The 23,666-nt window shown below is 62.5% G+C and carries 20 protein-coding genes; 16 read left to right on the plus strand and 4 right to left on the minus strand.

Translation table 11 applies throughout. The annotated features are described in order from the left end of the window. Window positions 1–8: 8 nt before the first annotated feature. The 7 genes from plsY to C7378_RS00835 all read left to right on the plus strand — a co-directional run bounded on the left by plsY (window position 9) and on the right by C7378_RS00835 (window position 7,122). On the plus strand, window positions 9–653 hold the full coding sequence (plsY, locus tag C7378_RS00805) for a glycerol-3-phosphate 1-O-acyltransferase PlsY (RefSeq protein WP_131990752.1): 645 nt from the start codon (window positions 9–11) through the stop codon (window positions 651–653). Next, complete coding sequence (locus C7378_RS00810; RefSeq protein WP_131990754.1) at window positions 650–1,657, plus strand: NAD(P)H-dependent glycerol-3-phosphate dehydrogenase; 1,008 nt, start codon at window positions 650–652, stop codon at window positions 1,655–1,657. Before plsY ends, C7378_RS00810 begins: the two co-directional genes overlap by 4 nt. Before the next feature lie 121 nt (window positions 1,658–1,778). Then, complete coding sequence (locus C7378_RS00815) at window positions 1,779–2,561, plus strand: HD-GYP domain-containing protein (protein ID WP_131990756.1); 783 nt, start codon at window positions 1,779–1,781, stop codon at window positions 2,559–2,561. A 66-nt stretch (window positions 2,562–2,627) separates the two neighbouring features. After that, window positions 2,628–3,593, plus strand: a complete 966-nt coding sequence (gene ftsY, locus C7378_RS00820) for a signal recognition particle-docking protein FtsY (RefSeq protein ID WP_131990758.1) — start codon at window positions 2,628–2,630, stop codon at window positions 3,591–3,593. Between the two features lie 33 nt (window positions 3,594–3,626). Beyond that, a complete protein-coding gene (ribD, locus tag C7378_RS00825) occupies window positions 3,627–4,790 on the plus strand; it encodes a bifunctional diaminohydroxyphosphoribosylaminopyrimidine deaminase/5-amino-6-(5-phosphoribosylamino)uracil reductase RibD (RefSeq protein WP_243647970.1) in 1,164 nt (387 codons plus the stop codon). After that, on the plus strand, window positions 4,771–5,424 hold the full coding sequence (locus tag C7378_RS00830) for a riboflavin synthase (RefSeq protein WP_131990760.1): 654 nt from the start codon (window positions 4,771–4,773) through the stop codon (window positions 5,422–5,424). The genes ribD and C7378_RS00830 overlap by 20 nt, the downstream gene beginning before the upstream one ends. Before the next feature lie 87 nt (window positions 5,425–5,511). Continuing rightward, complete coding sequence (locus tag C7378_RS00835; RefSeq protein ID WP_131990762.1) at window positions 5,512–7,122, plus strand: L-aspartate oxidase; 1,611 nt, start codon at window positions 5,512–5,514, stop codon at window positions 7,120–7,122. A 12-nt stretch (window positions 7,123–7,134) separates the two neighbouring features. On the opposite strand, the gene trpC is transcribed toward C7378_RS00835, so the two are convergent. Then, window positions 7,135–7,929: an indole-3-glycerol phosphate synthase TrpC gene (trpC, locus tag C7378_RS00840; protein ID WP_131990764.1), complete on the minus strand. Its 795-nt coding sequence runs from the start codon at window positions 7,927–7,929 to the stop codon at window positions 7,135–7,137. Between the two features lie 129 nt (window positions 7,930–8,058). Here trpC and C7378_RS00845 point away from each other — a divergent pair, with 129 nt between their 5' ends. Both C7378_RS00845 and C7378_RS00850 read left to right on the plus strand, forming a co-directional pair. Continuing rightward, a complete protein-coding gene (locus C7378_RS00845; protein WP_131990766.1) occupies window positions 8,059–9,657 on the plus strand; it encodes a glycosyl hydrolase family 79 N-terminal domain-containing protein in 1,599 nt (532 codons plus the stop codon). A 154-nt stretch (window positions 9,658–9,811) separates the two neighbouring features. Continuing rightward, window positions 9,812–11,386, plus strand: coding sequence for a UbiD family decarboxylase (locus tag C7378_RS00850; protein ID WP_131990768.1), 1,575 nt, complete (start codon window positions 9,812–9,814; stop codon window positions 11,384–11,386). 7 nt (window positions 11,387–11,393) lie between these two features. On the opposite strand, the gene C7378_RS00855 is transcribed toward C7378_RS00850, so the two are convergent. Then, complete coding sequence (locus tag C7378_RS00855) at window positions 11,394–11,900, minus strand: hypothetical protein (RefSeq protein WP_131990770.1); 507 nt, start codon at window positions 11,898–11,900, stop codon at window positions 11,394–11,396. Here C7378_RS00855 and acpS point away from each other — a divergent pair. From acpS to ispF, 5 genes are all read left to right on the plus strand, one after another. Next, window positions 11,899–12,276, plus strand: a complete 378-nt coding sequence (gene acpS, locus C7378_RS00860) for a holo-ACP synthase (RefSeq protein ID WP_131990772.1) — start codon at window positions 11,899–11,901, stop codon at window positions 12,274–12,276. The two genes, C7378_RS00855 and acpS, sit on opposite strands and share 2 nt — an antisense overlap. Before the next feature lie 24 nt (window positions 12,277–12,300). After that, on the plus strand, window positions 12,301–14,334 hold the full coding sequence (locus C7378_RS00865; RefSeq protein WP_131990774.1) for an alpha/beta hydrolase family protein: 2,034 nt from the start codon (window positions 12,301–12,303) through the stop codon (window positions 14,332–14,334). Window positions 14,335–14,680: 346 nt separating this feature from the next. After that, on the plus strand, window positions 14,681–16,837 hold the full coding sequence (locus C7378_RS00870) for a YncE family protein (RefSeq protein WP_131990776.1): 2,157 nt from the start codon (window positions 14,681–14,683) through the stop codon (window positions 16,835–16,837). A gap of 82 nt (window positions 16,838–16,919) precedes the next feature. Further along, a complete protein-coding gene (ispD, locus tag C7378_RS00875; protein WP_131990778.1) occupies window positions 16,920–17,636 on the plus strand; it encodes a 2-C-methyl-D-erythritol 4-phosphate cytidylyltransferase in 717 nt (238 codons plus the stop codon). 12 nt (window positions 17,637–17,648) lie between these two features. Next, window positions 17,649–18,254 (plus strand): 2-C-methyl-D-erythritol 2,4-cyclodiphosphate synthase, encoded by a 606-nt coding sequence (ispF, locus tag C7378_RS00880; protein ID WP_131990780.1) that lies wholly within the window; start codon window positions 17,649–17,651, stop codon window positions 18,252–18,254. A gap of 21 nt (window positions 18,255–18,275) precedes the next feature. Here the strand turns inward: ispF and recG are convergent, their stop codons facing one another. Both recG and guaB read right to left on the minus strand, forming a co-directional pair. After that, a complete protein-coding gene (gene recG / locus C7378_RS00885; RefSeq protein WP_131992624.1) occupies window positions 18,276–20,522 on the minus strand; it encodes an ATP-dependent DNA helicase RecG in 2,247 nt (748 codons plus the stop codon). An 86-nt stretch (window positions 20,523–20,608) separates the two neighbouring features. Further along, complete coding sequence (guaB, locus tag C7378_RS00890; RefSeq protein WP_131990782.1) at window positions 20,609–22,132, minus strand: IMP dehydrogenase; 1,524 nt, start codon at window positions 22,130–22,132, stop codon at window positions 20,609–20,611. A 140-nt stretch (window positions 22,133–22,272) separates the two neighbouring features. Here guaB and C7378_RS00895 point away from each other — a divergent pair, with 140 nt between their 5' ends. Together C7378_RS00895 and C7378_RS00900 are read left to right on the plus strand one after the other, a co-directional pair. Next, the gene (locus C7378_RS00895; RefSeq protein WP_131990784.1) at window positions 22,273–22,968 is read left to right on the plus strand and encodes a hypothetical protein; all 696 of its coding nucleotides are present in this window, start codon (window positions 22,273–22,275) and stop codon (window positions 22,966–22,968) included. A gap of 5 nt (window positions 22,969–22,973) precedes the next feature. Then, a complete protein-coding gene (locus tag C7378_RS00900) occupies window positions 22,974–23,630 on the plus strand; it encodes a hypothetical protein (RefSeq protein ID WP_131990786.1) in 657 nt (218 codons plus the stop codon). Window positions 23,631–23,666: the final 36 nt, after the last annotated feature.

Consider the following 23,666-nt stretch of genomic DNA (forward strand, 5'->3'; position numbering starts at 1 on the left):
TAATCGCAATGCAGTTCACTCCCTATCTGCTCATCGCGGCCACCGCATACCTGCTTGGCTCCATTCCTTTTGGATACATTCTCGTGCGGATGTTTCGCAAGGAGGATATCCGCGAGAAAGGCAGCGGCAATATCGGGGCGACGAATGTGGTTCGCTCGGGCGCCAAGGGCCTCGGAGCGCTCACTTTTCTGCTCGACGCACTGAAGGGCTATGTGGCCGTCGTTGCCGGACGCTGGATCATGATGCGCTTTGACGCCACCAGCACGGGGCTGGGCCATGCTGCAGCTCTGGCCGCACTCTGCGCCCTCATCGGTCACATCTGGACAGTCTGGCTCGGCTTCAAAGGCGGCAAGGGCGTAGCCACTGCCTTTGGGCTCTTTGTTGCGCTTGCGCCCTGGGCGGCGTGGCTCAGTCTCGCCACTTTCATCCTGGTGGTGGCTGTCACGCGCTATGTGTCGCTGGCCTCGATTGCCGGAGCGTTTTTCATCCCCGTCTATGCACTGCTGCTGCCGCACGGCCAGCGCAGTCCGTGGGTGCTGGCGATGCTGTTTGTCATCCCCGCTGTCGTGATTCTGAAGCATCACCAGAACATTGCGCGGCTGTTGCATGGCACGGAATACCGATTTGGCGGATCGAAAGCGAGCGGCGCATGAGCCGGATCGCGGTGATGGGTGCAGGCGCCTGGGGAACGGCTCTTGCGCTCAGCCTGTGGCGACGCGGCGGCCATCAGATTGCGCTCTGGGCGCATTCCCCTGCGGTGGCTGCCACAATTCGCGGGACGGGTGAAAACAAGCTCTTTCTTCCCGGCTTTGCCGTGCCTGGCGAAATCACGGTCAGCAGCGATGTCGCCGAAGCTTTGGCCGGCGCGGAGATTATCCTCAGCGCGATGCCTTCGCGCCATGTGCGCGCTTCCTATGCATCGTTCGCTGCTCATCTGCATGCTGGGCAGATCCTGGTCAGCGCTACGAAAGGCATTGAAGACGGGACGCTGCTGCGCATGAGCGAAGTCATCGCGCAGGTGCTGGCCGCGCGCAATCTCAGCCTGCCGGTGGCCGTCCTCAGTGGACCCTCCTTTGCCCAGGAACTGGCGGCAGGCGCGCCTACAGCGGTCACCATCGCCTGCAGCGATACGGGGGTTGCGTCGCTCCTGCAGCAGGAGTTTGGCAGCGGCAGCCTGCGGCTCTATACCAATGACGATGTGGTCGGGGTGGAACTCGGGGGTGCGCTGAAGAATGTCATTGCCCTGGCGGCCGGTGTTGTGGCCGGGCTGGAACTGGGCCACAACTCAGCCGCCGCGCTGATCACCCGCGGCATCGCGGAGACGACGCGGCTGGCCGTCGCCTGCGGCGGGCGCAGGGAGACGCTGGCCGGCCTCTCCGGCATGGGCGATCTGATCCTCACCTGCACCGGGTCTCTCTCTCGCAATCGCAGCGTGGGCATCCAGCTGGGTCGCGGCGCTACGCTGGCGGATGCGCTGGCGGGGCTGAACGGCAAGGTGGCTGAGGGCGTATCGACGGCGTTTGCCGCCCTGGGGCTGGCGGAGCGATATGGGGTGGAGATGCCGATTACCTCGCAGGTCGTGGCGATTCTGAAGGGGGAACGCTCTCCTCTGGCTGCGATCGAGGAGTTGATGGCGCGTCCGGGTCGCGACGAGTGAGGATGTTATCTACGACTTTAGAGGGACTGTTTCGCGGCATCCGCTTGGGTAAGCTGAGAATGAGCTCACGAGAGACGGAGGCCGGTTCGATCTGACTATTTCTCCTCATCGCCGCCAGGGGATGCATGCTCTTGCTGCAGCAGTTGTTTCCAGCACGTCCGGAGTCTTCGCAGGCGCACACTTCGGCGTCGCCTGGGGGCTGCTTGCGGGGGTGTCTGCAGGGGCTCTGGTTGCGCTGTTGCCTCGCCCGCGCAAGCCCGAGGAGGTGGTTCCGGCTGCCGCTCCCGATAGTTCTTTCGATGTGCTCAAAGAGTTCATTGGCATGATCACCAAGGCGGTGGACGAGCGCACCGGCTACCTGCGCGGCCACTCCGAGCGAGTTGCCCGCTACTCCGCGCTCATTGCGCATGAGCTGCGCATCGACCCGGCCGAGGTGGAGCGGATCCGTCTCTCGGCCATGCTGCACGATATTGGAACTCTCGGCATTGACGACAGCGTGATCAGCAAGAGCGCGTCGCTGACGCCGGAAGAGTTTGAGATTGTGAAAGCTCATACGGTAAAAGGCGCGGCCATCCTGCGGCCTATCGATGCGCTCAACGATCTCATCCCCGGCGTGGAACTGCACCACGAATCGCTGGATGGCAGTGGCTATCCCTATGGCCTGCATCGCGATGAGATACCGATGATGGCTCGCATCATTGCAGTGGCCGACAGCTTTGATGCCATGACGACACCGCGCCCCTACCAGTCCGCAATGGACCCTGACTACGTGCTCGAAGTGCTGAACCGGCTTGGGGGCATCCGCTATGACGAGAACGTGGTTGCGGCGATGTCGATGCTCTATCTCAATGGCAAGGTGGTCGTCGAGCCGCGGCGGGCGGCCGACGCCCGCATCTCCGGGTAGCGCTCTCTGTCGGGGCGGGCGGCCGCTTGTTACACTCAGAGATAAGGGCAAAGCCCACGGAGTGCCATGATTCAGACCCTGTTCGGCAGCTTGAAAGAGGCAGAAGAGCCTGAGAAAAAAGGGCTTTTCGACCGTATGCGCCAGGCAGTCTCGCGCACCCGCGAGAGCCTGAACGATCGCATCGAAGGCGTCCTCGCGATGACCCGCGAGGTGGACGAGGCGGCGCTTGAAGAGCTGGAGATGAGCCTGCTGGCGTCTGATCTCGGCGTCGCGACGACGACGGAGGTAGTCAACGCGCTCCGCGAGCATGCGAAGCGGCAGCAGATCCGCGACGGAGCCGAGCTGAAAGACCTGCTCCGCGCGCAGCTCAAAGCTATCCTCGACGAACAGCAGAAGCCCCCGAAGACGGTCGCCATCGGACCGGAAGTCATCCTGATGGTGGGGGTCAACGGAACCGGCAAGACGACCACGAGCGGGAAGCTGGCCGCCTTCTACCGTGCCCAGGGAAAGACCGCCATGCTGTGCGCTGCCGATACCTTTCGCGCGGCGGCTATCGAGCAGCTGGAGGTCTGGGCTGAGCGCAGCGGCGTCGAGATCATCAAGACACGGCAGGGCGGCGACCCCTCGGCAGCGCTTTACGATGCGCTGCAGGCGGCCAAGGCCCGTGCGATCGATGTGTTGCTGGTCGATACTGCCGGGCGTTTGCACACGAAGAACAGCCTCATGGCGGAGCTGGACAAGATGCGCCGCACGGCGCAGCGGCTTATCCCCGATGCTCCGCACGAGGTGCTGCTGGTGATGGACGCGACTACCGGACAGAACGGTCTGCAGCAGGCGCGCCTCTTCACCAGTTTCGCCGGCGTGACCGGCATCGTACTTACCAAGCTCGACGGCACCGCCAAGGGCGGCATCGCGATTGCGATCGCGAAGGAGTTGAATCTGCCGGTGCGCTTTGTGGGTACAGGCGAGAAGCTGGAAAACCTTCTGCCTTTTGACAGCGGAGCTTTTGTGGATTCGCTGCTGGGCGCTTGAACTCTTTCCCCGGGACTGCACGAGAGGATACGTTTGACCGAGAAGAATTTTTCAGCCAAAAGCGCAGCCGACTCCGAGTGGATGTCGCGAGCCCTCTCCATGGCGAGGCGCGCTTCAGCCCTGGCGACTCCGAATCCGACCGTAGGCTGCGTTATCGTGCAGGGCAGCCGCGTGGTTGGAGAGGGCTTCCACGAGTACGACAAGCTCGATCACGCTGAGATCGTCGCGCTGAAGGAAGCAGGCGGCGAGGCCCAGGGCGCGACGGCGTATGTCACGCTTGAGCCGTGCTCTCACCAGGGGCGCACCCCGCCCTGCGTAGATGTGCTGATTGCCGCGGGCATTCGCCGGGTCGTCGCTGCTACCGCCGACCCCAACCCGGTCGTCAACGGAAACGGGCTGGCCAAGCTGCGCAGCGCCGGTATCGAAGTGGCGGTCGGCGTACGGCAGACCGAGGCGCGCGATCTCAATGACGGTTTCGCCCGCCATATTCGCTCGGGGCTGCCCTTTGTCACGCTGAAGTCTGCCATGTCGCTGGATGGACGCATCGCGCCCGCGCCTGCCAAGGTCGCGCGCACGGCGCCGTTCTATATCACCAGTGCCGAATCGCTGGAGACCGTGCAGCAGATGCGCCACGACTCGGACGCGGTCATCACAGGCATCAATACTGCGCTTGAAGATAACCCGCTGCTCACCGACCGCACCCGTCTGCCGCGGCGCAGGCCCTTGCTCCGGGTGGTGCTCGACTCCGCGCTTCGGCTGCGCCTGGACTCGAAGCTGGTGCGCTCGGTCAAGGACGATGTTCTCGTTTTCTGCACCACTCCCATCCCCGAGCGCCAGCGCGCGCTGGAGGCGCTGGGTATCCGCGTGGAGCGTATCGATGCCAGCATCGGCAATCCCCGCGTCTCTCTCAAGCGGGCCATCGAGCGGCTCGGCGAAATGAAGATGACACGGGTGATGATCGAGGCAGGCTCGCAGATCAACAACTCCGCCTTTGCGACGCAGGCTGTCGACAAGCTGACGCTTTTTTATGCGCCTATCCTGCTTGGGGCGCGAGGCATTCCCTTTTCCAGCGGCACGGAGCAGCTTGCACCTGTAATGCTGCGAACGGCCATCGACCAGAGCGGCCCGGATTTTCGGCTTGACGCCTACCTCCGCGACCCCTGGCAACAGGAGGAAGATGTTCACAGGACTCATTGAAGCTACCGGCTCCGTCGCAGCCCTGGAAGGCCGCGACGGAGCGCTGCGCATCGCGATCACTGCTCCAGGGCTGGCGCAGCGCCTCAAGCCCGGCGACAGCATCGCAGTAAGCGGCGTGTGCCTGACGGCGCTCGACATTACGGCCGAGCCGCCGCTCTTCCACGCTGATCTTGCGGCCGAGACAGTCGCCCGCACCTCGCTCAGCACTCTCAGGCCTGGCTCCGCCGTCAACCTGGAACTGCCTACACCGGCGGGCACGCCGCTTGGAGGCCATGTGGTGCAGGGCCATGTCGATGCAACAGGCACGCTGCTTTCGCTCGAACCTGTCGCACCTGCTGCCGGGGAACAGAGCGACTGGTGGCTTCGCATCGGGGTGCCTGACTCCATCATGCCCTTCCTGGTCGAGAAGGGTTCGATCGCCATTGAAGGCATCAGCCTGACTATCGCGCGGGTCGAGCCGCAGGCGATCAGCGTCGCGATCATTCCGCACACTTACGCCCATACGAATCTGCATACGCTCACGCCCGGGTCGCCGGTTAATCTTGAGGCGGATGTGCTGCTCAAGTTTGCGCAAAAAAAGCAGCACTCCGGGTTTGAGCTTTCGCTCGAATATCTGATTGCGAACGGATACTGACAGAAAGCCTGCAGTCTTTGCCCCTCATCAACGTAAACCGGCCCGCGTTCGACCATCTTCCGAGTAAGGGTAGTAGCCTTGAAAGTTATGCCGATCCCAGCAGAGACCGATTATCTGATCGTAGGCGCGGGCATTGCGGGACTGCGTGCCGCGATTGAGCTGGCCGCGTCCGGCCGCGTCCTCGTTATCACCAAGGAGCAACTCGGAGAGTCCAACACCAACTACGCGCAGGGGGGCATCGCTGTCGCCATGAGCGGACAGGAGGATGTCTCGCTGCACCTTGAGGACACGGTGGCAGCGGGGGATGGTCTCGTTGATCGGGAGGCAGCCCGCGTGCTGGTGGAGGAGGGTCCGCTGCGCGTTGAGGAGCTGCTGGCCTGGGGTACAGGATTCGATCGGATGGATGGCAAGCTGATGCTCACCCGCGAAGGGGCGCATAGCCGCAACCGCATCCTGCACGCGAATGGAGATGCAACGGGCGCTGAAATCGGACGTTCGCTTCTGCGGCATGCGCGTGCGCTCGCCAACCTCACGCTGCTGGAGTGGACGATGTGCGTCGATCTGCTGGTGGAGGATGGCAGCGTCGTGGGCCTTACGCTGCTGGATCGCGAAGGCGTCTTCCACTCGGTCAGAGCCCGTGCTGTGCTGCTGGCGAGCGGCGGAGCGGGGCAAGTCTATAGCGACACAACCAATCCCGCCGTGGCTACCGGGGATGGCATTGCCATGGCGGCGCGTGCCGGCGCCGAGATCTCGGACATGGAGTTCTATCAGTTTCACCCGACGGCATTGAGCCTGAGCGGCGTGCCGCGCTTCCTTCTTTCTGAGGCGCTGCGCGGCGAGGGAGCGTGGCTGCGCAATGCCGCCGGTGAGCGCTTCATGGTGCGCTATCATCCCCTGCTGGAGCTTGCGCCGCGCGATGTCGTGGCCCGCGCCATTACCCGTGAGGGCTTCCACGGCAAGGTCTATCTCGACATGCGGCACGTGCAGGGGATCGACCTGGCGCAGCGGTTTCCTGGCATCTCGCGTTTTCTCGCGCAGCATGGACTTTCGCTCGCCACCGATCTCATTCCGGTGAGACCGGCCGCGCACTACCTGATGGGCGGCGTTCGCACAGACCTGGATGGGCGCGCATCGCTGCCTCGCCTCTACGCGGCTGGGGAAGCTGCCTGCACCGGCGTCCACGGGGCGAACCGGCTTGCCAGCAACTCGCTGCTGGAGGGGCTGGTCTTTGGCGCGCGCGCAGCCCGCGCCATGCGCGAGGCACCAGCTCTGCCAGGGGACGCCGTGCAGCCCACCCCGGCGATCATGCCCGAGAGCACCGCTACGAATGATGCGGCCCGCACGAGGCTGCGCAACACCATGTGGCAGAACGCGGGCCTGCTGCGCGACGCCGGGCAGCTTCACCGGGCGCAGTCCGACCTCGGGGAGATTGCTGCGGCCCTGCCGTTGCATCCCGCCACGCGCGAAGCACTGGAACTGCGCAACCTGCATGTCATCGGAGATTTAATTGTGCGCTCGGCGCTGGCTCGCGAGGAGAGCCGCGGCGCACACTTCCGCAGCGACTTTCCGGTTCGCGACGACGTGCATTTTCAGCGACACTCCGTCGTCCATGATGGGCATGTCAGCTTTCCCGCGAGGCATGCGGCGGAGCTTGCAGCTGTCTCTCCTTCCGGCGCAGACCAAGACCAGGCAGTCTAGGCGCGGCGATGCTTAAACGCGCGCGTCCGCTGGCGACAGCAGCGCCTCAAGCGCCGCGCCCGGCGAACTCTGACGCATCAGCGACTCGCCGATCAGGAAGGCGTGGAAGCCTGCTTCCCGCAGCCGGTTGAGGTCATCGAGGGTGTGGATGCCGCTCTCGGCCACATGGACAGCGTGGCGCGGCAGCTTCTCCACCAGTGCGAGGGATGTCTCCAGCCGCACCTCAAAGGTGGTGAGGTCGCGGTTGTTCACCCCATACGCGGCGCAGCCCAGAGCGCTCACGCGGTCCAGCTCTTCCGCTGTATGCACTTCGCACAGTACGTCGAGCTCGTAGCGGCGCGCAGCCGCGTTCAGGTGGGTAAGCTCCGCATCGGTGAGCGCAGCGGCGATCAGCAGAATCGCGTCTGCCCGGTGCGCGCGCGCCTCGACAATCTGGTATTCGTCCACCATGAAATCCTTGCGCAGGCAGGGAATCGCCACGGCCGCTGAAGCAAGTTCAAGGTTGCGCAGGCTGCCCTGAAAAAAAGGCTCGTCGGTGAGCACGGAGAGCGCCGCCGCACCTGCTCCGGCCAGCTCTCGCGCCAGCGCCGGTGGATCGAACTCGGGGCGAATGAGACCCTTGGACGGCGAAGCCTTCTTGAGCTCCGCCAGGATCGCCGGGCCGCTGGCGGCCTTTGCACGGAGAGCGCTGGCAAAGCCGCGCGGCGTGTGCTCGGCAGCGAGCCGCTCAAGCGCGGCAACAGGGGTTGCGGCCTTGCGCTCGGCAACCGTATGCCGGGTGCGATTCAGAATGCGTTCAAGATGCACGCGTGTAGATCCTCCCCCTCAGTATAGCGAGGGCTTGTGAGGCCCGCGGTGAGATTGACTGGCTCGCGAAGGTCGCTGTATATCTTCCTGCGTCCTGGTGTGGCCGGACATTTACGAGGTATATCTGTAATGCGCATACGCACTGGTTACGGGTCATATAGCACTCTCGGTTGCGTGCTGCTTACGATTATTGCCGCAGCTCCGGTGGCTGTTGATGCTCAATCTGCAGATTTGAATCCGGCAAAGATGCCGAGGCTGGGCTCCGTCAGCGAGCGCTACCAGTCGTTCAATGTCGAGATGCTTGAAGTTACCGGGGGAAAGTTCTGGGCCCCTTATAATCAGGCTTCGGAGCACCCTCCTGCGTCCGTGGCTTCGAATCAAAGCACCCCGGCGGGCATGGACCCCTCACTTTATCGTTATCGTTCGCCCATCGATCTGACCAATCCACGCCTGCGCAGGATGGCTGCCGCTCTGGGCCCATCGTACTTGCGGGTGAGCGGAACGTGGGCGAATTCGACATACTTCGAGGATGCGGCTCAGCCCCAGCTTGCGAAGCCGCCCGCGGGATTCAAAAGTGTGCTGACTCGAAAGCAGTGGAAGGGCGTCGTAGACTTTGCGCACGCAGTGGATGCGGAGATTGTGACCTCCTTTGCCATCAGCCCGGGAGTACGCGATGCGCAGGGCATGTGGACTCCGGTGGAGGCTCGAAAGTTTCTGGCTTATACGAAGAGCATCGGTGGAAGCATTGCAGCGGCAGAGATGTTCAACGAGCCCAACTTTGCAAGCATGGGCGGCGCGCCCAAAGGTTACGATGCGAAGCAGTACGGCAAAGATTTTCAGGCGTTTGAGTCCTTCGTAAGAGAGGCTGCTCCTGCGATGAAAGTGCTGGGCCCCGGGTCTGTGGGGGAGGGGCAGCCACTGGGTGATGCGGTCGGGATTCATATGCTCAGGTCGGAAGACATGCTTGCGGCTATGAATCGGAAAGTCGATGTGTTTTCCTACCATTTCTATGGCGGCGTATCGCAACGGTGCGTCAGGCCCGGCACCACAGCCCTGTCAACTCCGGACAAGGCTTTGACGCGAGAGTGGTTGTTTCGCACGGTAGCCGATGAAAAGTATTATGCAAAGCTGCGTGACCGTTTCGACCCGGGCAAGCCAATCTGGGTCACGGAGACAGGAGAGACGGCCTGTGGCGGAAATCCATGGGCCGCGGACTTCATTGACAGCTTCCGCTATCTGAATCAGCTGGGGGTGCTGGCGAAACTTGGGGTGCAGGTGGTGATGCACAATACGCTCGCGGCCAGCGACTATGCGTTCATTGACGAGCGTACCCTGCAGCCAAGGCCGAACTACTGGTCGGCCTTGCTGTGGCGCAAGCTTATGGGGACTACCGTGCTCGATGCCGGCCCCTCTCCTTCGGCGGATCTCTATCTCTACGCGCATTGTCTACGGGGGCGCTCAGGGGATGTAGCGCTGCTTGCCATCAATGCGGATAGGTCGGAGAGCAAAGAGGTTTCGCTACCGATGGAGGGCGAGCGCTACACTCTTTCAGCCGCAAACCTGATGGACAACAAGGTGGATCTTAATGGGCAGGCGTTGGAGTTGACGGCAGATGGCAATGTTCCAGCACTGCATGGCGTCAAGACAAAACGCGGGAAGGTCGTGCTGCCTGCCGCCAGCATTACCTTTATCGCGCTGGATGGTGTGAAGAACGCCAGTTGCCAGTAGCCCCGGATGGTTCTTCCGCCCGGCTGATGATACCCATCCGCTCCACGCTGCTGGATCACGTGGAAGCGATGTTTCTAAACTGGGCCAGCCCTTTTGCAATTATGCCGATCTCACCCGCTACTATGAAGAGTTAGGGCACTCGAGGGAGAAGACATTGGCTTACGACGGACTGCGGGACTGGATCAAGGCGCTCGACAAGGCAGGCGAGCTGAAGCGGGTGAGAGAAGAGGTCGATCCGATTCTCGAGATCGCCGAAATCACCGATCGCGCTTCCAAGGCAGGCAAGCGCGGAGGCGCGAAAGGCTATGCGCCGGGCGGCCCGGCGCTGCTCTTTGAAAAGGTCAAGGGCTACCCCGGCGGCAGCGTGCTGATGAACCAGTTCGGCAGCGAGCGCCGGATGAAGCTTGCGCTGGGCGTCGATTCTCTGGACGAGATAGCGGGGCGCATTCGAGCGCTGCTCGAGGTCAAGTCGCCGGAGGGGCTGCTGGAGAAGCTCAAAATGCTGCCCATGCTCGCCGATATCGGCAAGTTCTTTCCCAAGGTTATCCCGAATCGCGACGCGCCCTGCAAGGAAGTCATTCTGCGCGAAAACTTCAGCGTCCTCGATTTCCCGGTGCTCCAGTGCTGGCCCATGGATGGCGGCCGCTTCATCACGCTGCCCTGCGTCATCACCCGCGATCCGAAGACGGGCAAGCGCAATGTCGGCATGTATCGCATGCAGGTCTATGACGGGCAGACGACAGGCATGCACTGGCAGCGGCAGAAGGTCGCCGCTGAACATATGCGCGAAAAGCTGCGCGCCGCGGCCGGCGAATCGCTCTCCGCGCGCGTGAATGCGATGGCCGAGACAGCCGGTGGCACATCGAACATGGCGCTGACCAAGCTGAAGGGTGACCGGCTGGAGGTGGCCGTCGCCATCGGCACCGATCCGGCGACCACCTTCTCTGCCATCGTGCCCGCGCCGCCAGAGGTTGAGGAGTTCATGATTGCGGGCTTCCTGCGTCAGAAGCCGGTGGAATTGGTTAAAGCGGAGACTGTGGATCTGGAAGTGCCTGCGCACGCTGAAATCATCCTCGAGGGCTACGTCAAACTGGACGAGCTGCGCTCCGAAGGCCCCTTTGGCGATCACACGGGCTTCTACACGATGGAAGACGAATACCCTGTCTTTCACATCACCTGCATCACGCACCGCCGAAATCCTGTTTATGCTGCGACCATTGTGGGCAAGCCGCCCATGGAAGACGCGTGGATGGGCAAGGCTGTGGAGCGCATCTTTCTGCCGCTGATGCGGCTGACCATGCCTGAGATTGTGGACATCAACCTGCCGGTGGAGGGCGTGTTTCACAACCTGATGATCGTGAGCATCCGCAAGAGTTATGCAGGGCAGGCGCGCAAGGTGATGAACGGCATCTGGTCGACAGGGCAGGCCATGTTCACCAAGTGCGTTGTTGTCGTCGATGAGGACTGCGATGTGCAGGACCTGGGCGAAGTGACGCTGCGGGTGGCGAACAACATTGACCCTGAGCGCGACATCCAGTTCACGCTTGGCCCGGTCGACTCGCTTGACCACGCCTCGCGCCTGCCGAACTTCGGCAGCAAGATGGGGATCGACGCGACCCGCAAGTGGCAGGCCGAGGGCTTCACGCGTCCGTGGCCGCCGATGATCGAGATGGATGCCGCGACCAGAGCGCGGGTGGATGCGATCTGGAAGAAGCTGGGGATCGATTAAGCGGACCTTACGCTACCTGGGGCTGATGCTCCCCGCTGGAGGAGCTGTTCTGCGCCGCGTGCACGATGCCCACGCTCAGATTTATGCGGGCGATGTCGAAGGCCTTCGACTCGAGGAGGTTTTTGGTGCAGAGGCACAGCTCCATCATCCTCAGGTGCGACTCGCGGCCCAATTCGAGCCCAGCCGCAATGAGCACCGCATAAATCTCCACGCAGGAGGAGCGCGGGAACTCGAAGCTCATCTCGGCGCTCTCCGCTTCACAGATGCTGCGGCTCAGCACCCAGCCTCCGCAGGCCACCAGCGCACCGGTCAGGAAGCGGACCAGCCGCTGCGGTTCATCCGTGCTGAGAGCCGCCAGTTTCAGGTCCCAGTCAATCAATTCAAGGTCGTCTCGCACACTGGATAGATCGGACCGGAGCGCCTGAAACTTCGCGGTACTTCCGTTTGGCCCGAAGGGTATACACTGCAGTTCCGGCTTGTTTTTGCCAGGGTGCTTCAAAAGGAAACACGTCATGGTTGTGGGCACGGGAACAGACCTGATCGAGATCGAGCGGATAGCGCACTCCATCGAGCGCTATGGGCAGCGGTTTCTTGGGCGTGTTTTCACGCCTGGAGAGATTGCCTACTGCAGCCGCAAGAGAAACGCCGCGGAAAGCTACGCCGCGCGCTTTGCCGCCAAAGAGGCGGCAGCGAAGGCGCTGGGTACCGGCATGCAACACGGAGTTACCTGGAGAGAACTGGAAGTAAGGCGAAATGCGGGCGAACGGCCCACACTCCACCTGAGTGGACGCGCCCGTTCCATTGCCGAACGTCTGCAGGTAGGACACATCGCCCTCTCGCTGACGCATACTGAAACACTGGCCATGGCCATCGTGCAGATGGAGCGCTGAAGCGCAACCTGCTAGTATCCCGGCATGCACCTTCGCGCACGCCGCTCTCTGTTCGTCCTCCTTCCTCTTTGTGTTTTACCGGTCTTTGCCGTCGCGCAGGCTGCGAAACCTGCCGCCGACCCGCGCATAGCCCAGCTGCTGACCTCCCTGAGCCAGGTGCGCGGCGTGAGTGAAACCGCTCTCTCTCCCGACGGAAAGCAGATTGCCTGGGTGGTCGCGGCCGAGCATGGGGGCACCGATATTGAAGCGGCAGCCGTGACAAAGCCGGATGCTCCGCGCCGCCTGACCGCCTGCACGAGCGGGGCGGCCGGAACGGAAAACCACATCGCCTGGGCGCCGGATGGAAGCCAGCTGGCATTTTTCTCCGATTGCGGAGCAGACCACAAGACAGAGATCTACCTGGCCAAGCCGAAGGGCGGCACAGCCCGGAAGCTGACTGCGCTCAATGGCTATGCAAAATCGCTCAGCTGGGCGCCGGACGGCAAACATCTCGGCTTCCTCTATGTCGAGGGCGCGACGCGGCCCTCCGGCGCTCTGGCTGCGATGAAGCCGCCAGCGGGAGTGATAGGAGTGGAGGGGCTTGAAGTGCAGCGCGTGGCCGAGGCAGACGCCTCGACCGGCGAGCTTCGCCAGATCACCCCTGCCAACCTGCATGTCTATGAATTCGACTGGTCGGCGGACTCGGGAAAGCTGGCCTATGTCGCCGCTCCTCCGCCGGGAGAAAACAACTGGTGGGTGGCGAAGCTCTACACCCAGCCCGTCGATAGCGCGCAGCCGAAGGTGCTCTTCGACCCCGATACGACGCCGGGTCCGCTGCATGGGCTGCAGATTGCCGTACCGCGCTGGTCGCCGGATGGCAGCAGGATCGCCTTCATTGGTGGCCTGATGAGCGACCAGGGGGCGACCGGCGGTGACCTGTATGCGATCGGCGCCGATGGCTCCGCAGCGCCTGTCGATCTGACCCCGGGTTCCAGCAAGACCATCTCCTGGATCACCTGGACGCCGCAGCAGCACATTATCGCGTCGGAGGTTGACGGCGGATCTGTCCGCGTGGCGGATTATCCGATGTCGGCCAGCGGGGCATCCGCAGGCCGCACGCTCTTCACCAGAGCGGCCTCCGTCGGTGACGGACGGCTGGAGTTGAGCCTTTCGTTTGACCGTACCTTCGATCGCGTGGCCTTTGTAAGCAGCTCCTATGAAAGCGCGCCCGAGGTCTACACGGGCCCGGTCTCCGGCTCCCTCGCCGCCATCACCCATTACAACGATGCGCTGAAGCCCTCCTGGGGCAAGTCGGAGTCGGTCGAGTGGACGAATGAGGGCTTTCATGTGCAGGGCTGGCTGATCTACCCGGCAGACTACGACCCTGCGAAGAAGTACCCGATGATCGTCATGGTTCACGGCGGCCCGTCGTCCGCAGTGCTGCCGCGCTGGCCCTATGCCGGTTATGGCGGGGTACCTTTTGCCTCACTGGGTTATTTCGTGCTCATGCCGAATCCGCGCGGCAGCTATGGGCAGGGTGAGCAGTTCACCATGGCGAATCGCAAGGATTTCGGCTACGGCGACCTGCGTGACATCCTCGCTGGCGTCGATGCCGTTGAGAAGAACCACCCCATCGACAACCATCGCCTTGGACTCACCGGCTGGAGCTATGGCGGCTTCATGACCATGTTTGCCGTCACCCAGACGCACCGCTTCCATGCGGCTGTCGCAGGCGCGGGCATTGCCAACTGGAAGAGCTACTACGGAGAGAACTCGATCGATCAATGGATGGTGCCGTTCTTCGGCGCATCGGTTTATGACGATCCCGGAGTTTACGCCAAGAGCTCGGCGATCAACTTTATCCATAACGTGAAAACCCCGACGCTCGTGGTGGTGGGCGACCGCGACGGGGAGTGCCCTGCGCCGCAGTCGTTCGAGTTCTGGCATGCTCTGCGTGCCGAGCATGTGCCCACCGAGCTTGTCGTTTATCCGAATGAGGGTCACGGCTTCGTTTCTCCGGAGCATCGTCGCGACGTTCTGGAGCGGGCTTTGGGCTGGTTTGAGCAGTACATGCCCTGAGATTTGCCGCGGCGCCGGGCGTTTGGAACCAGGAGCGGGTCTGCCTTCCCCTGGTTCTCCGGCGCAGTCTTGTTGCCTCGCCCTTGCCGAAGCACCCGCCAGCTTTTACACTCAAGCTTCGGGTCTATATCTTTCATCAGGAAGGGAACCGGGTGATCCCTGGTTCTTTCAACCGTTCATGCAGTAGCAGCGGCATGGGCGGGGAGGTTTCATGCGGCAGTTCCTTATCCTCTGTCTTTTGCTTCTATGTTCCTTACCAGTCGGTCTATCCATTGCAGGCTGTGGCGCCAACCCGAACAATTACTGCGTCCGTAACAACCATGGCTATGGTTTGAAAATTGGACAGGTGGCAAACATCGACCTGGAGCCAAAGACGACCGGTATCTCCCTGGCCTATGGCCAGACGGGGCAGGTGCAGCAGCCGACTGCAACCGACTGCGTGGGAACGACTGAGACCATCGCGCACTACAACTACGGCAGCAGCAATCTGCTCCTGGCGGATATCAACCCGAATACCGGTCAGATCTGCGGTGGCACCTGGAACCGTAACAGCGCGGGCGGCATTCCTGATTTCACCATCTGCATCCCGCCGAGCGGTCCGGGCGTAGCGCAGATCACAGCGAGCGGCGCCGGTGTGTCCAGCAATCCCATCCCTGTTTTCGTGCACCCGCCGATCTCCACCATCACCATCCCGGATCAGACTCAGACAGGTTGCGTCCCTCAGAATCAGCAGTTGCCATCCTCTCTGCTTGCAGGCACCACGGTGCTTGACCAGAGCGGCAACCCGATCAATCTGAATTACGTCGGCAATATCACTTATGCCGCGGTGAATCCGAGCATCGTCTCCATCAGCCAGACCACCGGCACCAACGGTGTGGCCACTGCCCTGCAGCCGGGCTCCACCGTGATCACGGCCACCACCTCGCTGGTAACTTCGGCCGCGGGCTACTTCTTCACCTGCCCGCCGGCGAATATTTCGCTGACGGTCAATGGACATACCGGAGCCAACGGGAATCCCATCGTTGTGAGCCCGAGCAGCCCGCAGAACATCTCTGCCGCAATCACGGATGCAAAGGGCCAGGCGATCAATGGTCCGTCGCTCGACTACAGCTCCACGCAGCCGCAACAGATCAGCGTCAGCGCCGGCGGCGCGATCTCTGCGCTCTTCCCCACGACCGGAGACATCCAGGCAATCTGCCAGCCGGGCACCTGCAACCCGGCGCCAGTAAACAAGATCGGCGTCCTGGGAACGGGTCTGCCCATTGTCAGCGACAAGCTGGTCGTCAAGTCGACCGGCAGCAGCAGCACCCTGCTCTGGATGGCCTCACCACAGTCGAACTTCTTTACCCCCATCGACCTGACCAACGGCAATGTGGGCACGCCGGTCAAGCTTCCCTATCAGCCCAACTCCATGGTGATGGACCAGCTCGGGCTGAACATCTACTTTGGCAGCTATCGCGAGTTGATGGTCGTCGCGGCAGCGTCGAATTCGTTGAGCAAGCAGGACATCAATGTTCCGGGCGTGGTGCTGGCCGTTTCTCCCGACGGAACGACGGTGGTGATCAACGACCGTGTCCGCAATGTGATTTACCTCTACACTGCGAAGAATGGTAGCTTCACCAGCATCGGAGGCACGGCCACCAGCGCCGTCTTCTCGCCTGACAGCAAGAACCTCTACATTGCCGGTCCGAATGCCCTCTACGTTCACAACATCTCGACCGGGTGGAGCGTTTATCCCGAGACGACCTACTCCTCCGGCCCTGCCTGCACCCTGGATAACAGCAACCTGGATCCCTTCTGCTCGCCCGGCGTGGCCATCACCATTCCCAGCGTAGGGCCGTTTATCTCCGGCTCCAGCACCACGGCGAATGGATTCTGCCCGGATACGCGCGGCGCTACTCCCATTTACTATCCCAACGCGGCCACGGTTGCTGCACAGACGGACCAGCTCGCCGCGACCAACGATGGCAATCACATTATTGGCGCAACGATCGGATCGGGCGGCCAGCTGACCGATATAGCGGTGACGATTCCGCAGAGCACATCGGTGGCGGGCAACACCTTCCCGGGATCGTGTCCGCAGAGCAATAACCATTCTCTGCCGCTCACCATTCCCACCACGTTTAACCAGATCGCCCTGGGAGTGAGCCCGACGAACATCGATCAGGTGGTTACATCACCGGACTCGGCGCTGGCCTTCGTGACCTACAACTCGTCGAATGCAACCGGCGTGCTGCCGGTCTACAAGCCGGCGACTCCGGCGACGACGCCCGGCACCATCTCTGACGTCCAGCTCTCCTCTGGAGCACTTGCTCCGCTGGCGGGTGTCTTCAGTCCGGACGGCTCGATCTTCTTCGTAGGCACCAGCGGAGACAATCTGGTTCACTATGTCGACGTCAAGTCGCTGACCGATACGCAGACGATCAATCCCAAGCTGGTGGATCCCAACGGCAACCCTGTCCCGGTTCAATTCCTGGTGGTGAAGCCGCGCCCGACCACCTAGTCTGAAGCAGGACTGCTAACCCGAGACCCGCTTCGGCGGGTCTCACTGCTGTATACTCCGTCTTTTGCAGGATTTTTCTTCTATGCAGGTATTTGTCATCATCCCCGCCGCTGGTCTGGGAACGCGCATGGCCGCAGGCCACTCGACCTCCTCGCCCAAACAGTTCCTCGATCTTGATGGACTCCCCATTCTCATTTACAGTCTTCGGGCTTTTGCCCAGGTGCCAGAGGTCAAGTCGATCTACGTCGCCGTCCGCAAGTCGGAGATGCCTCGCGTAGAGGCGCAGGTCGGCTCCTATGGCCTGGCCGAGAAGGTCTGGGTCGTCGAGGGCGGAGATTCCCGCCAGGAGAGCGTCGCCAATGCGCTGCAAGCTCTTAAGTGTGAGGATGACGACATCGTGCTGGTTCACGATGCGGTCAGACCGCTTATCGACCCGGCTACCATCAGCCGCACGATCGATGCTGTGGCCAAGCATGGCGCGGCGATTGTCGGCCTGCCTGCCGTCGATACCATCAAGCAGGTCGAGCGCACCGCGGACGGCGCCATCATCACCGCGACCATTCCCCGGGAGTACATCGTTCAGGCGCAAACCCCTCAGGGTTTCCGTTGCGGACTGCTCAAGCGTGCTTTTGCCGAGGCCGCAGCCGATGGCTTCACCGGCACCGATGAGGCCAGCATCGTCGAGCGTTCCGGCGTAAGTGTCGCCGTAGTTGCAGGTTCAGCGACTAACCTCAAGATTACCCAGCCCGGAGACCTGGAGCTCGCGGGATTTTATCTGTCACAGCGCACAAAGCGCTGAAGAAAGAAAAATATGAATATGAGAATCGGGCAGGGGTGGGACTCACACGCATTCAAGCCCGGCGTCCCTCTCAGGATTGGCGGCCTCAGCATCGAGCACCATGAGGGGCTTGCCGGGCACTCCGACGGCGATGTGCTGCTGCACGCGATTACCGACGCGCTGCTCGGCGCCGTCTCAGCTGGGGATATTGGCAGCTTCTTTCCTCCGGGCGACCCGCGATGGAAAGGCGCCGACTCCTCTATTTTTCTCAACCTGGCGCTGGAAGAGATACAGAATGCCGGTTACCGCATTGTCAACGTAGACACCACGCTGGTGCTGGCCGCACCGAAGATCGCCCCACTCGCGGCTGAGATGCGGGAACGTGTCGCGGACCTGCTCGACCTGGAGCCCAACGCCGTGGGAATCAAGGCCAAGACGCCTGAAGGCATGGGGCTCGATCATGTAGCCCAGGCACACGCAGTGGTCCTGCTCGAGCGTGTTGAAGACCCGCTTGAGCTCAAGAGCATGACGGCCGTGATCGAGAGCCAGCGCCAGTTGGAAGACGTGGTTCAGGACCTGGTAAGCCAGGTCCACGGTGTCCCGCCGCTCCGCGTGTTCGACACGGAAGACATTACCTAAGGGGCCCGGTACTGGGGGAGCTCAGGCCTCGACCAGGCCATAGCGCCTCTGCCATGCCTCGCGGAGTCGGGCCCAGATACGGGCCCGTTCCTCTTCGGTGGCCTCGTTGCTTGCCTGGACGGCAAAGCGCTCTGCTTCCTGCTTGGCAACTTCCAGCAGTTCGCGATCGCGAACCAGATTGGCCACGCGGAAATCGGGGAGGCCCGCCTGCTTCGTACCGAAAAACTCTCCCGGCCCGCGCAGCTGCAGGTCCAGCTCCGCCAGTTCGAACCCATCCTGTGTCCGCACCATCGCGTCGAGCCGTTCCTCGGCCTGAGCCGACGGGCGGCCGCCCGTCATCAGAATGCAGTAGGACTTGGCGGCGCCGCGGCCTACGCGGCCGCGCAGCTGGTGCATCTGCGCAAGTCCGAAGCGCTCCGCGTGTTCAATGACCATGATCGCCGCATTCGGCACATCCACGCCTACCTCGATCACCGTGGTGGAAACCAGCACGTCGATCTCGCCGCGCTGGAAGCGCCGCATCACGACATCCTTCTCATCCGCGGGGAGCCGCCCGTGCAGCAGTCCAAGGCGCAGGCCAGCTAATGCGCCGGCGCGCAGCTCTTCATACATGTCGGTCGCGGCCTTGAGCGCCGGCTTCTCCGTGAAGAGCTTCTGCGGCTTGGCCTTCTTCGTCGATTTCTTCGCAGCCTTCTTCGGAGGCTCGGTCAGCTCCGCTTCGGCGTCCGGAGGCGCGAAGTCCAGCTCCGGCTGGTCATCTTTCGCCCCTTCAATCACGGGATAGACCACATACGCCTGGTAGCCTTTGGCTATCTGCTCGCGCACAAACTTCCATACATCGTCCGCCCGCTCGTCGGAGACCCGACGGGTGACGATCGGCGTGCGGCCCGGCGGCAGTTCGTCCAGCACGCTGAGGTCGAGATCGCCATAGATTGAGAGCGCCAGCGTCCGGGGAATCGGCGTCGCGGTCATGGCCAGTACGTCGGGCTCTCCTGCGTTGGGCTTCTTCATCAGGCGGAAGCGCTGCAGCACGCCGAAGCGATGCTGCTCATCGACCACAACGAGGCCGAGGCTCGCGAACTCCACCTTTTCCTCGATGAGCGCGTGAGTGCCGATCACCAGGTCGGCTTCGCCGTTGAAGATGCGATGCCGCGCCAGCCGCTTCACATCCTCATCGAGCGAGCCGGTCAGCAGCACGATCCTGTATTTGCGCGAAGAGCGCTCCAGCAGCTTGCGGGCGGCGAGGTAGTGCTGGGTGGCCAGGATCTCCGTCGGCGCCATCAGCGCCGCCTGGTAGCCGTTCTCAATGGCCACCAGCATCGCCTGCAGCGCGACGATGGTCTTGCCCGAGCCTACGTCGCCCTGCAGCAGCCGCCGCATGGGGCCTGGCTTCCGCATATCGGCAACGATCTCTCCCAGAGCGCGCTTTTGCGCCGTCGTCGGGTGAAAGGGCAGCACATCGCGCAGCGCCTGCCGCACGCGGTCGCCGGTTTCAAAGGGGATGCCTGCACGGTCCTTCAGGCGGCGTCTCTTCAGCTCCAGGCCCAGTTCCAGGTAGAAGAGCTCCTCGAAGATCAGCCGCCGATGTGCCGGGGTCTGTGCCGCCTGCAGGTGGGTCATCGGCGTTCCGGCAGGCGGGAAGTGTGCCTGGGCCAGTGCCTGCTCACGTCCGAGCAGCTTCAGCCGGTCGAGCATCGAGCGCGGCAGGGTCTCTGTCACCCGGCCCTTCAGCTCCTCCAGCAGGCGATAGATGATCTTGCGCTGCCAGCGCGAGGCGAACTGCGTGCCGCCCAGCGATTCATAGACGGGTGTGATACGTCCGACCTCCAGCAGCTCCGCCTCGGCGTCTTCGTCGCCGCTCGGCAGCAGCTCAAACTGCGGCTGGATCATCTTGAAGCCGCGGGAGGAGCGCGACGCCTCCACCTTGCCGTAGAGCGCCACCATCTGCCCGGTTTTGAACTTGTCCTTGAGATAGGAGCCGTGGAACCAGATGCACTTCAGCGTTGACAGGTTCTGCCCGACGGTCATCTCGAAGAGCGTCATGGAGCGCGTCTTGAGCAGACTGGCGCCGCGCACCTCGGCGATCACGCTGGCCATCTCGCCGGCCTTCAGGTCGCGCAGAGACGAGGGATGCAGCCTGTCTTCGTAGCGGAAAGGCAGATGGAACAGCAGGTCTTCCACCGTCGCGATGCCCTTCGCGTTGAGCGGAGCGGCAAGCCGGGGGCCGATGCCTTTGACGAATTGAACAGGAGTGTCGAGCGAGAGCACAGTGCTGATGCTACCAGCCTCGATGGCCGCTGCCGGAGAAGCGCCGGGCAACGGCCAGAGGCATTATGTTCTGCGAGTGCGTTTAGCTACTCGACGTGATAGTTCGGCGCCTCGCGCGTGATGATCACGTCATGCACGTGGCTCTCGCGCAGGCCCGCGTTGGAAATCCGCACAAAGCGCGACTTCGTCTGCAGCTCTTCAATCGTCGCGCAGCCCAGGTAGCCCATGCCTGAACGCAGTCCGCCCACCAGCTGATAGACCATCGCTTCCAGTGGTCCACGATGCGGCACTCGGCCTTCAATGCCTTCCGGCACGAACTTCGCCAGCCGGTTCTGGCCGTTGCGCTCGCGCGCCACCACGCCTTCCGTGCTTGCGCCTTCGCCTTCCATGTCCCGCGAGCTCTGGAAGTAGCGCTCGCCTGAACCCTGGGCCATCGCCGACAACGAACCCATGCCGCGATAGGTTTTGAAGGAACGGCCCTGGTAGAGGATGGTCTCGCCCGGGCTTTCATCCACGCCTGCGAAGAGGGAGCCGATCATGATGACATTCGCGCCCGCCGCGATCGCCTTGCTCACATCGCCGGAGTACTTGATGCCGCCGTCGGCGATGACCGGAATATTGTGTTTGTGCGCCGCACGGTAAGCGTCGCTGATGGCTGTAATCTGGGGCATGCCGGCGCCCGTTACCATGCGCGTCGTGCAGATCGAGCCCGGCCCGATGCCTACCTTCACTCCGTCGGCGCCCGCGTCGATCAGCGCCATCGCGCCTTCATAGGTCGCGATGTTGCCTGCGAGCAGATCCACGTCAGGGAACGCCTTTTTCACCTCACGCACCGCTTCCAGCACTCGCGAGGAGTGTCCGTGCGCGGAGTCGATGGAGAGAATGTCGCAGCGGTTACGCACCAGTTCGGCGGCGCGCTCCAGGTAGTCACCCGTGGCTCCGATGGCCGCGCCCACGCGCAGCCGCCCCTGCGCGTCCTTTGACGCCAGCGGATACTTCAGCTTCTTCTGGATATCCTTGACCGTGATCAGGCCCTTCAGTTCGTACTGATCGTTGACCACAAGCAGCTTTTCCACGCGATGCCTGTGCAGGATCAGCTCGGCTTCTTCGAGCGTCGTTCCCACGGCCACGGTGATGAGATTTTCTTTCGTCATCACGTCGCCGATGGGGATATCTGTCCGCGTTTCGAAGCGCAGATCGCGATTGGTGAGGATGCCGACCAGCTTCTTGTTTTTCGTGACCGGGACGCCGGAGATCTTGTAGCGGCGCATCATGTCCAGCGCGTCGGAGATAAGCTGTTCCGGCGCAACGGTCACCGGATCCACGATCATGCCGCTCTCGGAGCGCTTCACCTTGTCCACTTCGCTCGCCTGCTGCTCGATTGTCAGGTTGCGATGGATCACGCCCATGCCACCCTGCTGAGCCATGGCAATGGCCAGCCGCGACTCCGTGACCGTATCCATGGCTGCGCTCAGCAGCGGCGTATTCAGCACGATGCGCCGGGTTAGCTGCGTCTGGGTGCTTACCTGCGCCGGCACCACTTCGCTGTAGGCTGGAACGAGGAGTACGTCGTCAAAGGTAAGTGCTTCTGGTACAGGATGCTCGATCATGAATCTCTCTGTGGATGATGGGGCTCAGGCCCGGTTGGATTGCATCTGCTAGGCGTTCTTTCGATTGTAGAACAGTGGATAACCGGGAACCAGTACGCCTCTCGATGCGTATTCGATTGCGGGCGTTCTCAGGAGGATGCGTGAAACAGCTTTGCGCTGCGGCCATCGGGCTGCTTTTGGCGGCTGCACCTGCTTTCGGAGTAACCACCACCACGGGCAACATGCAGTGCGACCATGAGCCGGTCTCTCCGCGGATCTATCAGCCGCAGGCGGGGGACCAGGCAGGTGCGCAGTCCCTGACGCTGACCCGGGCCTTTACAGGCAAAGGCAAGCTTGAACTCTCCGTCTGCGACGGCACTGTCCGCGTCCGCCCAGCGAAGTCGCCGGGGCAGCTGGGGCTGTCGGTCGAGTTCGGCTCCAGGCCGGAAGATGGCCGGACGGTCGCCGATTACATTCAGAAGTTGGAGGTAGGTGCGGAAAATGCCGACCTCCAGCTCAAATTTCCGCCATCCCTTCACGCCGTAGTCACGCTCACGGTACCGCCTGAGACGACGAACAGCCAGTTCAACCTGGGCGACGGCGATTTCGACATCGACGCAGCCCGTATCGGGGGAGACAGGCAGTTCAACCTGGGTCACGGCCATGCGAAGCTGCTGGTCCACGGAGACGCCAGCTACGCCACCCTGCAGGTGAATATCGGAATGGGTTCCCTGCATGACCATCGCCCCAGCGGCCACGATGGGCACTTCATCGTCAGCCGCTCCTACGGCGGAACGGGCAAGGGCTCGCTGCAGGTCAATCTCGGAGCAGGCTCCGTCGATATCAGCCAGGAGTAGACGCCATGTATAAGAAATTCCTCGTCCTGACCGCTTTGCTGTTAACGCTCGCCGCGGCCCATGCGCAGAGCCCACGAAGACAGCTCGCCCTCGATAAGCCGGCGCCGTTGATCGTCGATAAGGCGGTGCCATCGGGTTCCATGCTGGTTCTCGATATGAATGTCGGCGACGTGAAGGTTGTGCGCAACAGCGACGAGCACGCCATCCGCCTGGAGATCAAGCCGCACCACTTCGACGACGAAGACACCATGAGCTCGTGGGTCAGGGAGTTCGATGTCGCGGGAGACCGCGCGACCATCCGGCTGAAGATGCCGAAGGGGCACGATAATAACAGCCACGGCGGCGATGTCACGATCTACGTTCCGCGCGAGACATCTCTCAAACTGGACCTCGGCGTCGGCGACCTGACGGTTGCGGAGGTCGAGGGCAGCAAGGACCTGCATGTGGGCATCGGAGATCTGGTGGTGAAGATCGAAGATGCAAGCCAGTACGGAGAGGTCGAAGGTGTGACCAGGATAGGCGACATCAGCGACCAGCTCTGGCAGATGCACGCCAGCGGCTTCCTGGGCAAAACAGAGCATCACTCCCAGACGGGACGCTACCGCCTGCGCGCCAGCGTCGGCATCGGCGATGTCAGCTTCGTCAAGCCGAAGGCCCTTTAGGGCGCTCTGCGGATAATCCTTGCAGCTTGTTAACAT

This window comes from Acidipila rosea (assembly GCF_004339725.1).
Taxonomy (GTDB): Bacteria; Acidobacteriota; Terriglobia; order Terriglobales; family Acidobacteriaceae; genus Acidipila; species Acidipila rosea.

Bases quoted from the DNA above. Each gene is read 5' to 3' on its own strand.
- plsY (WP_131990752.1), top strand. From the start codon at position 9: ATGCAGTTCACTCCCTATCTGCTCATCGCGGCCACCGCATACCTGCTT.
- C7378_RS00810 (WP_131990754.1), top strand. From the start codon at position 650: ATGAGCCGGATCGCGGTGATGGGTGCAGGCGCCTGGGGAACGGCTCTT.
- C7378_RS00815 (WP_131990756.1), top strand. From the start codon at position 1,779: ATGCATGCTCTTGCTGCAGCAGTTGTTTCCAGCACGTCCGGAGTCTTC.
- ftsY (WP_131990758.1), top strand. From the start codon at position 2,628: ATGATTCAGACCCTGTTCGGCAGCTTGAAAGAGGCAGAAGAGCCTGAG.
- C7378_RS00830 (WP_131990760.1), top strand. From the start codon at position 4,771: ATGTTCACAGGACTCATTGAAGCTACCGGCTCCGTCGCAGCCCTGGAA.
- C7378_RS00835 (WP_131990762.1), top strand. From the start codon at position 5,512: ATGCCGATCCCAGCAGAGACCGATTATCTGATCGTAGGCGCGGGCATT.
- C7378_RS00845 (WP_131990766.1), top strand. From the start codon at position 8,059: ATGCGCATACGCACTGGTTACGGGTCATATAGCACTCTCGGTTGCGTG.
- acpS (WP_131990772.1), top strand. From the start codon at position 11,899: ATGGTTGTGGGCACGGGAACAGACCTGATCGAGATCGAGCGGATAGCG.
- C7378_RS00855 (WP_131990770.1), bottom strand. From the start codon at position 11,900: ATGACGTGTTTCCTTTTGAAGCACCCTGGCAAAAACAAGCCGGAACTG.
- C7378_RS00865 (WP_131990774.1), top strand. From the start codon at position 12,301: ATGCACCTTCGCGCACGCCGCTCTCTGTTCGTCCTCCTTCCTCTTTGT.
- ispD (WP_131990778.1), top strand. From the start codon at position 16,920: ATGCAGGTATTTGTCATCATCCCCGCCGCTGGTCTGGGAACGCGCATG.
- ispF (WP_131990780.1), top strand. From the start codon at position 17,649: ATGAATATGAGAATCGGGCAGGGGTGGGACTCACACGCATTCAAGCCC.
- guaB (WP_131990782.1), bottom strand. From the start codon at position 22,132: ATGATCGAGCATCCTGTACCAGAAGCACTTACCTTTGACGACGTACTC.
- C7378_RS00900 (WP_131990786.1), top strand. From the start codon at position 22,974: ATGTATAAGAAATTCCTCGTCCTGACCGCTTTGCTGTTAACGCTCGCC.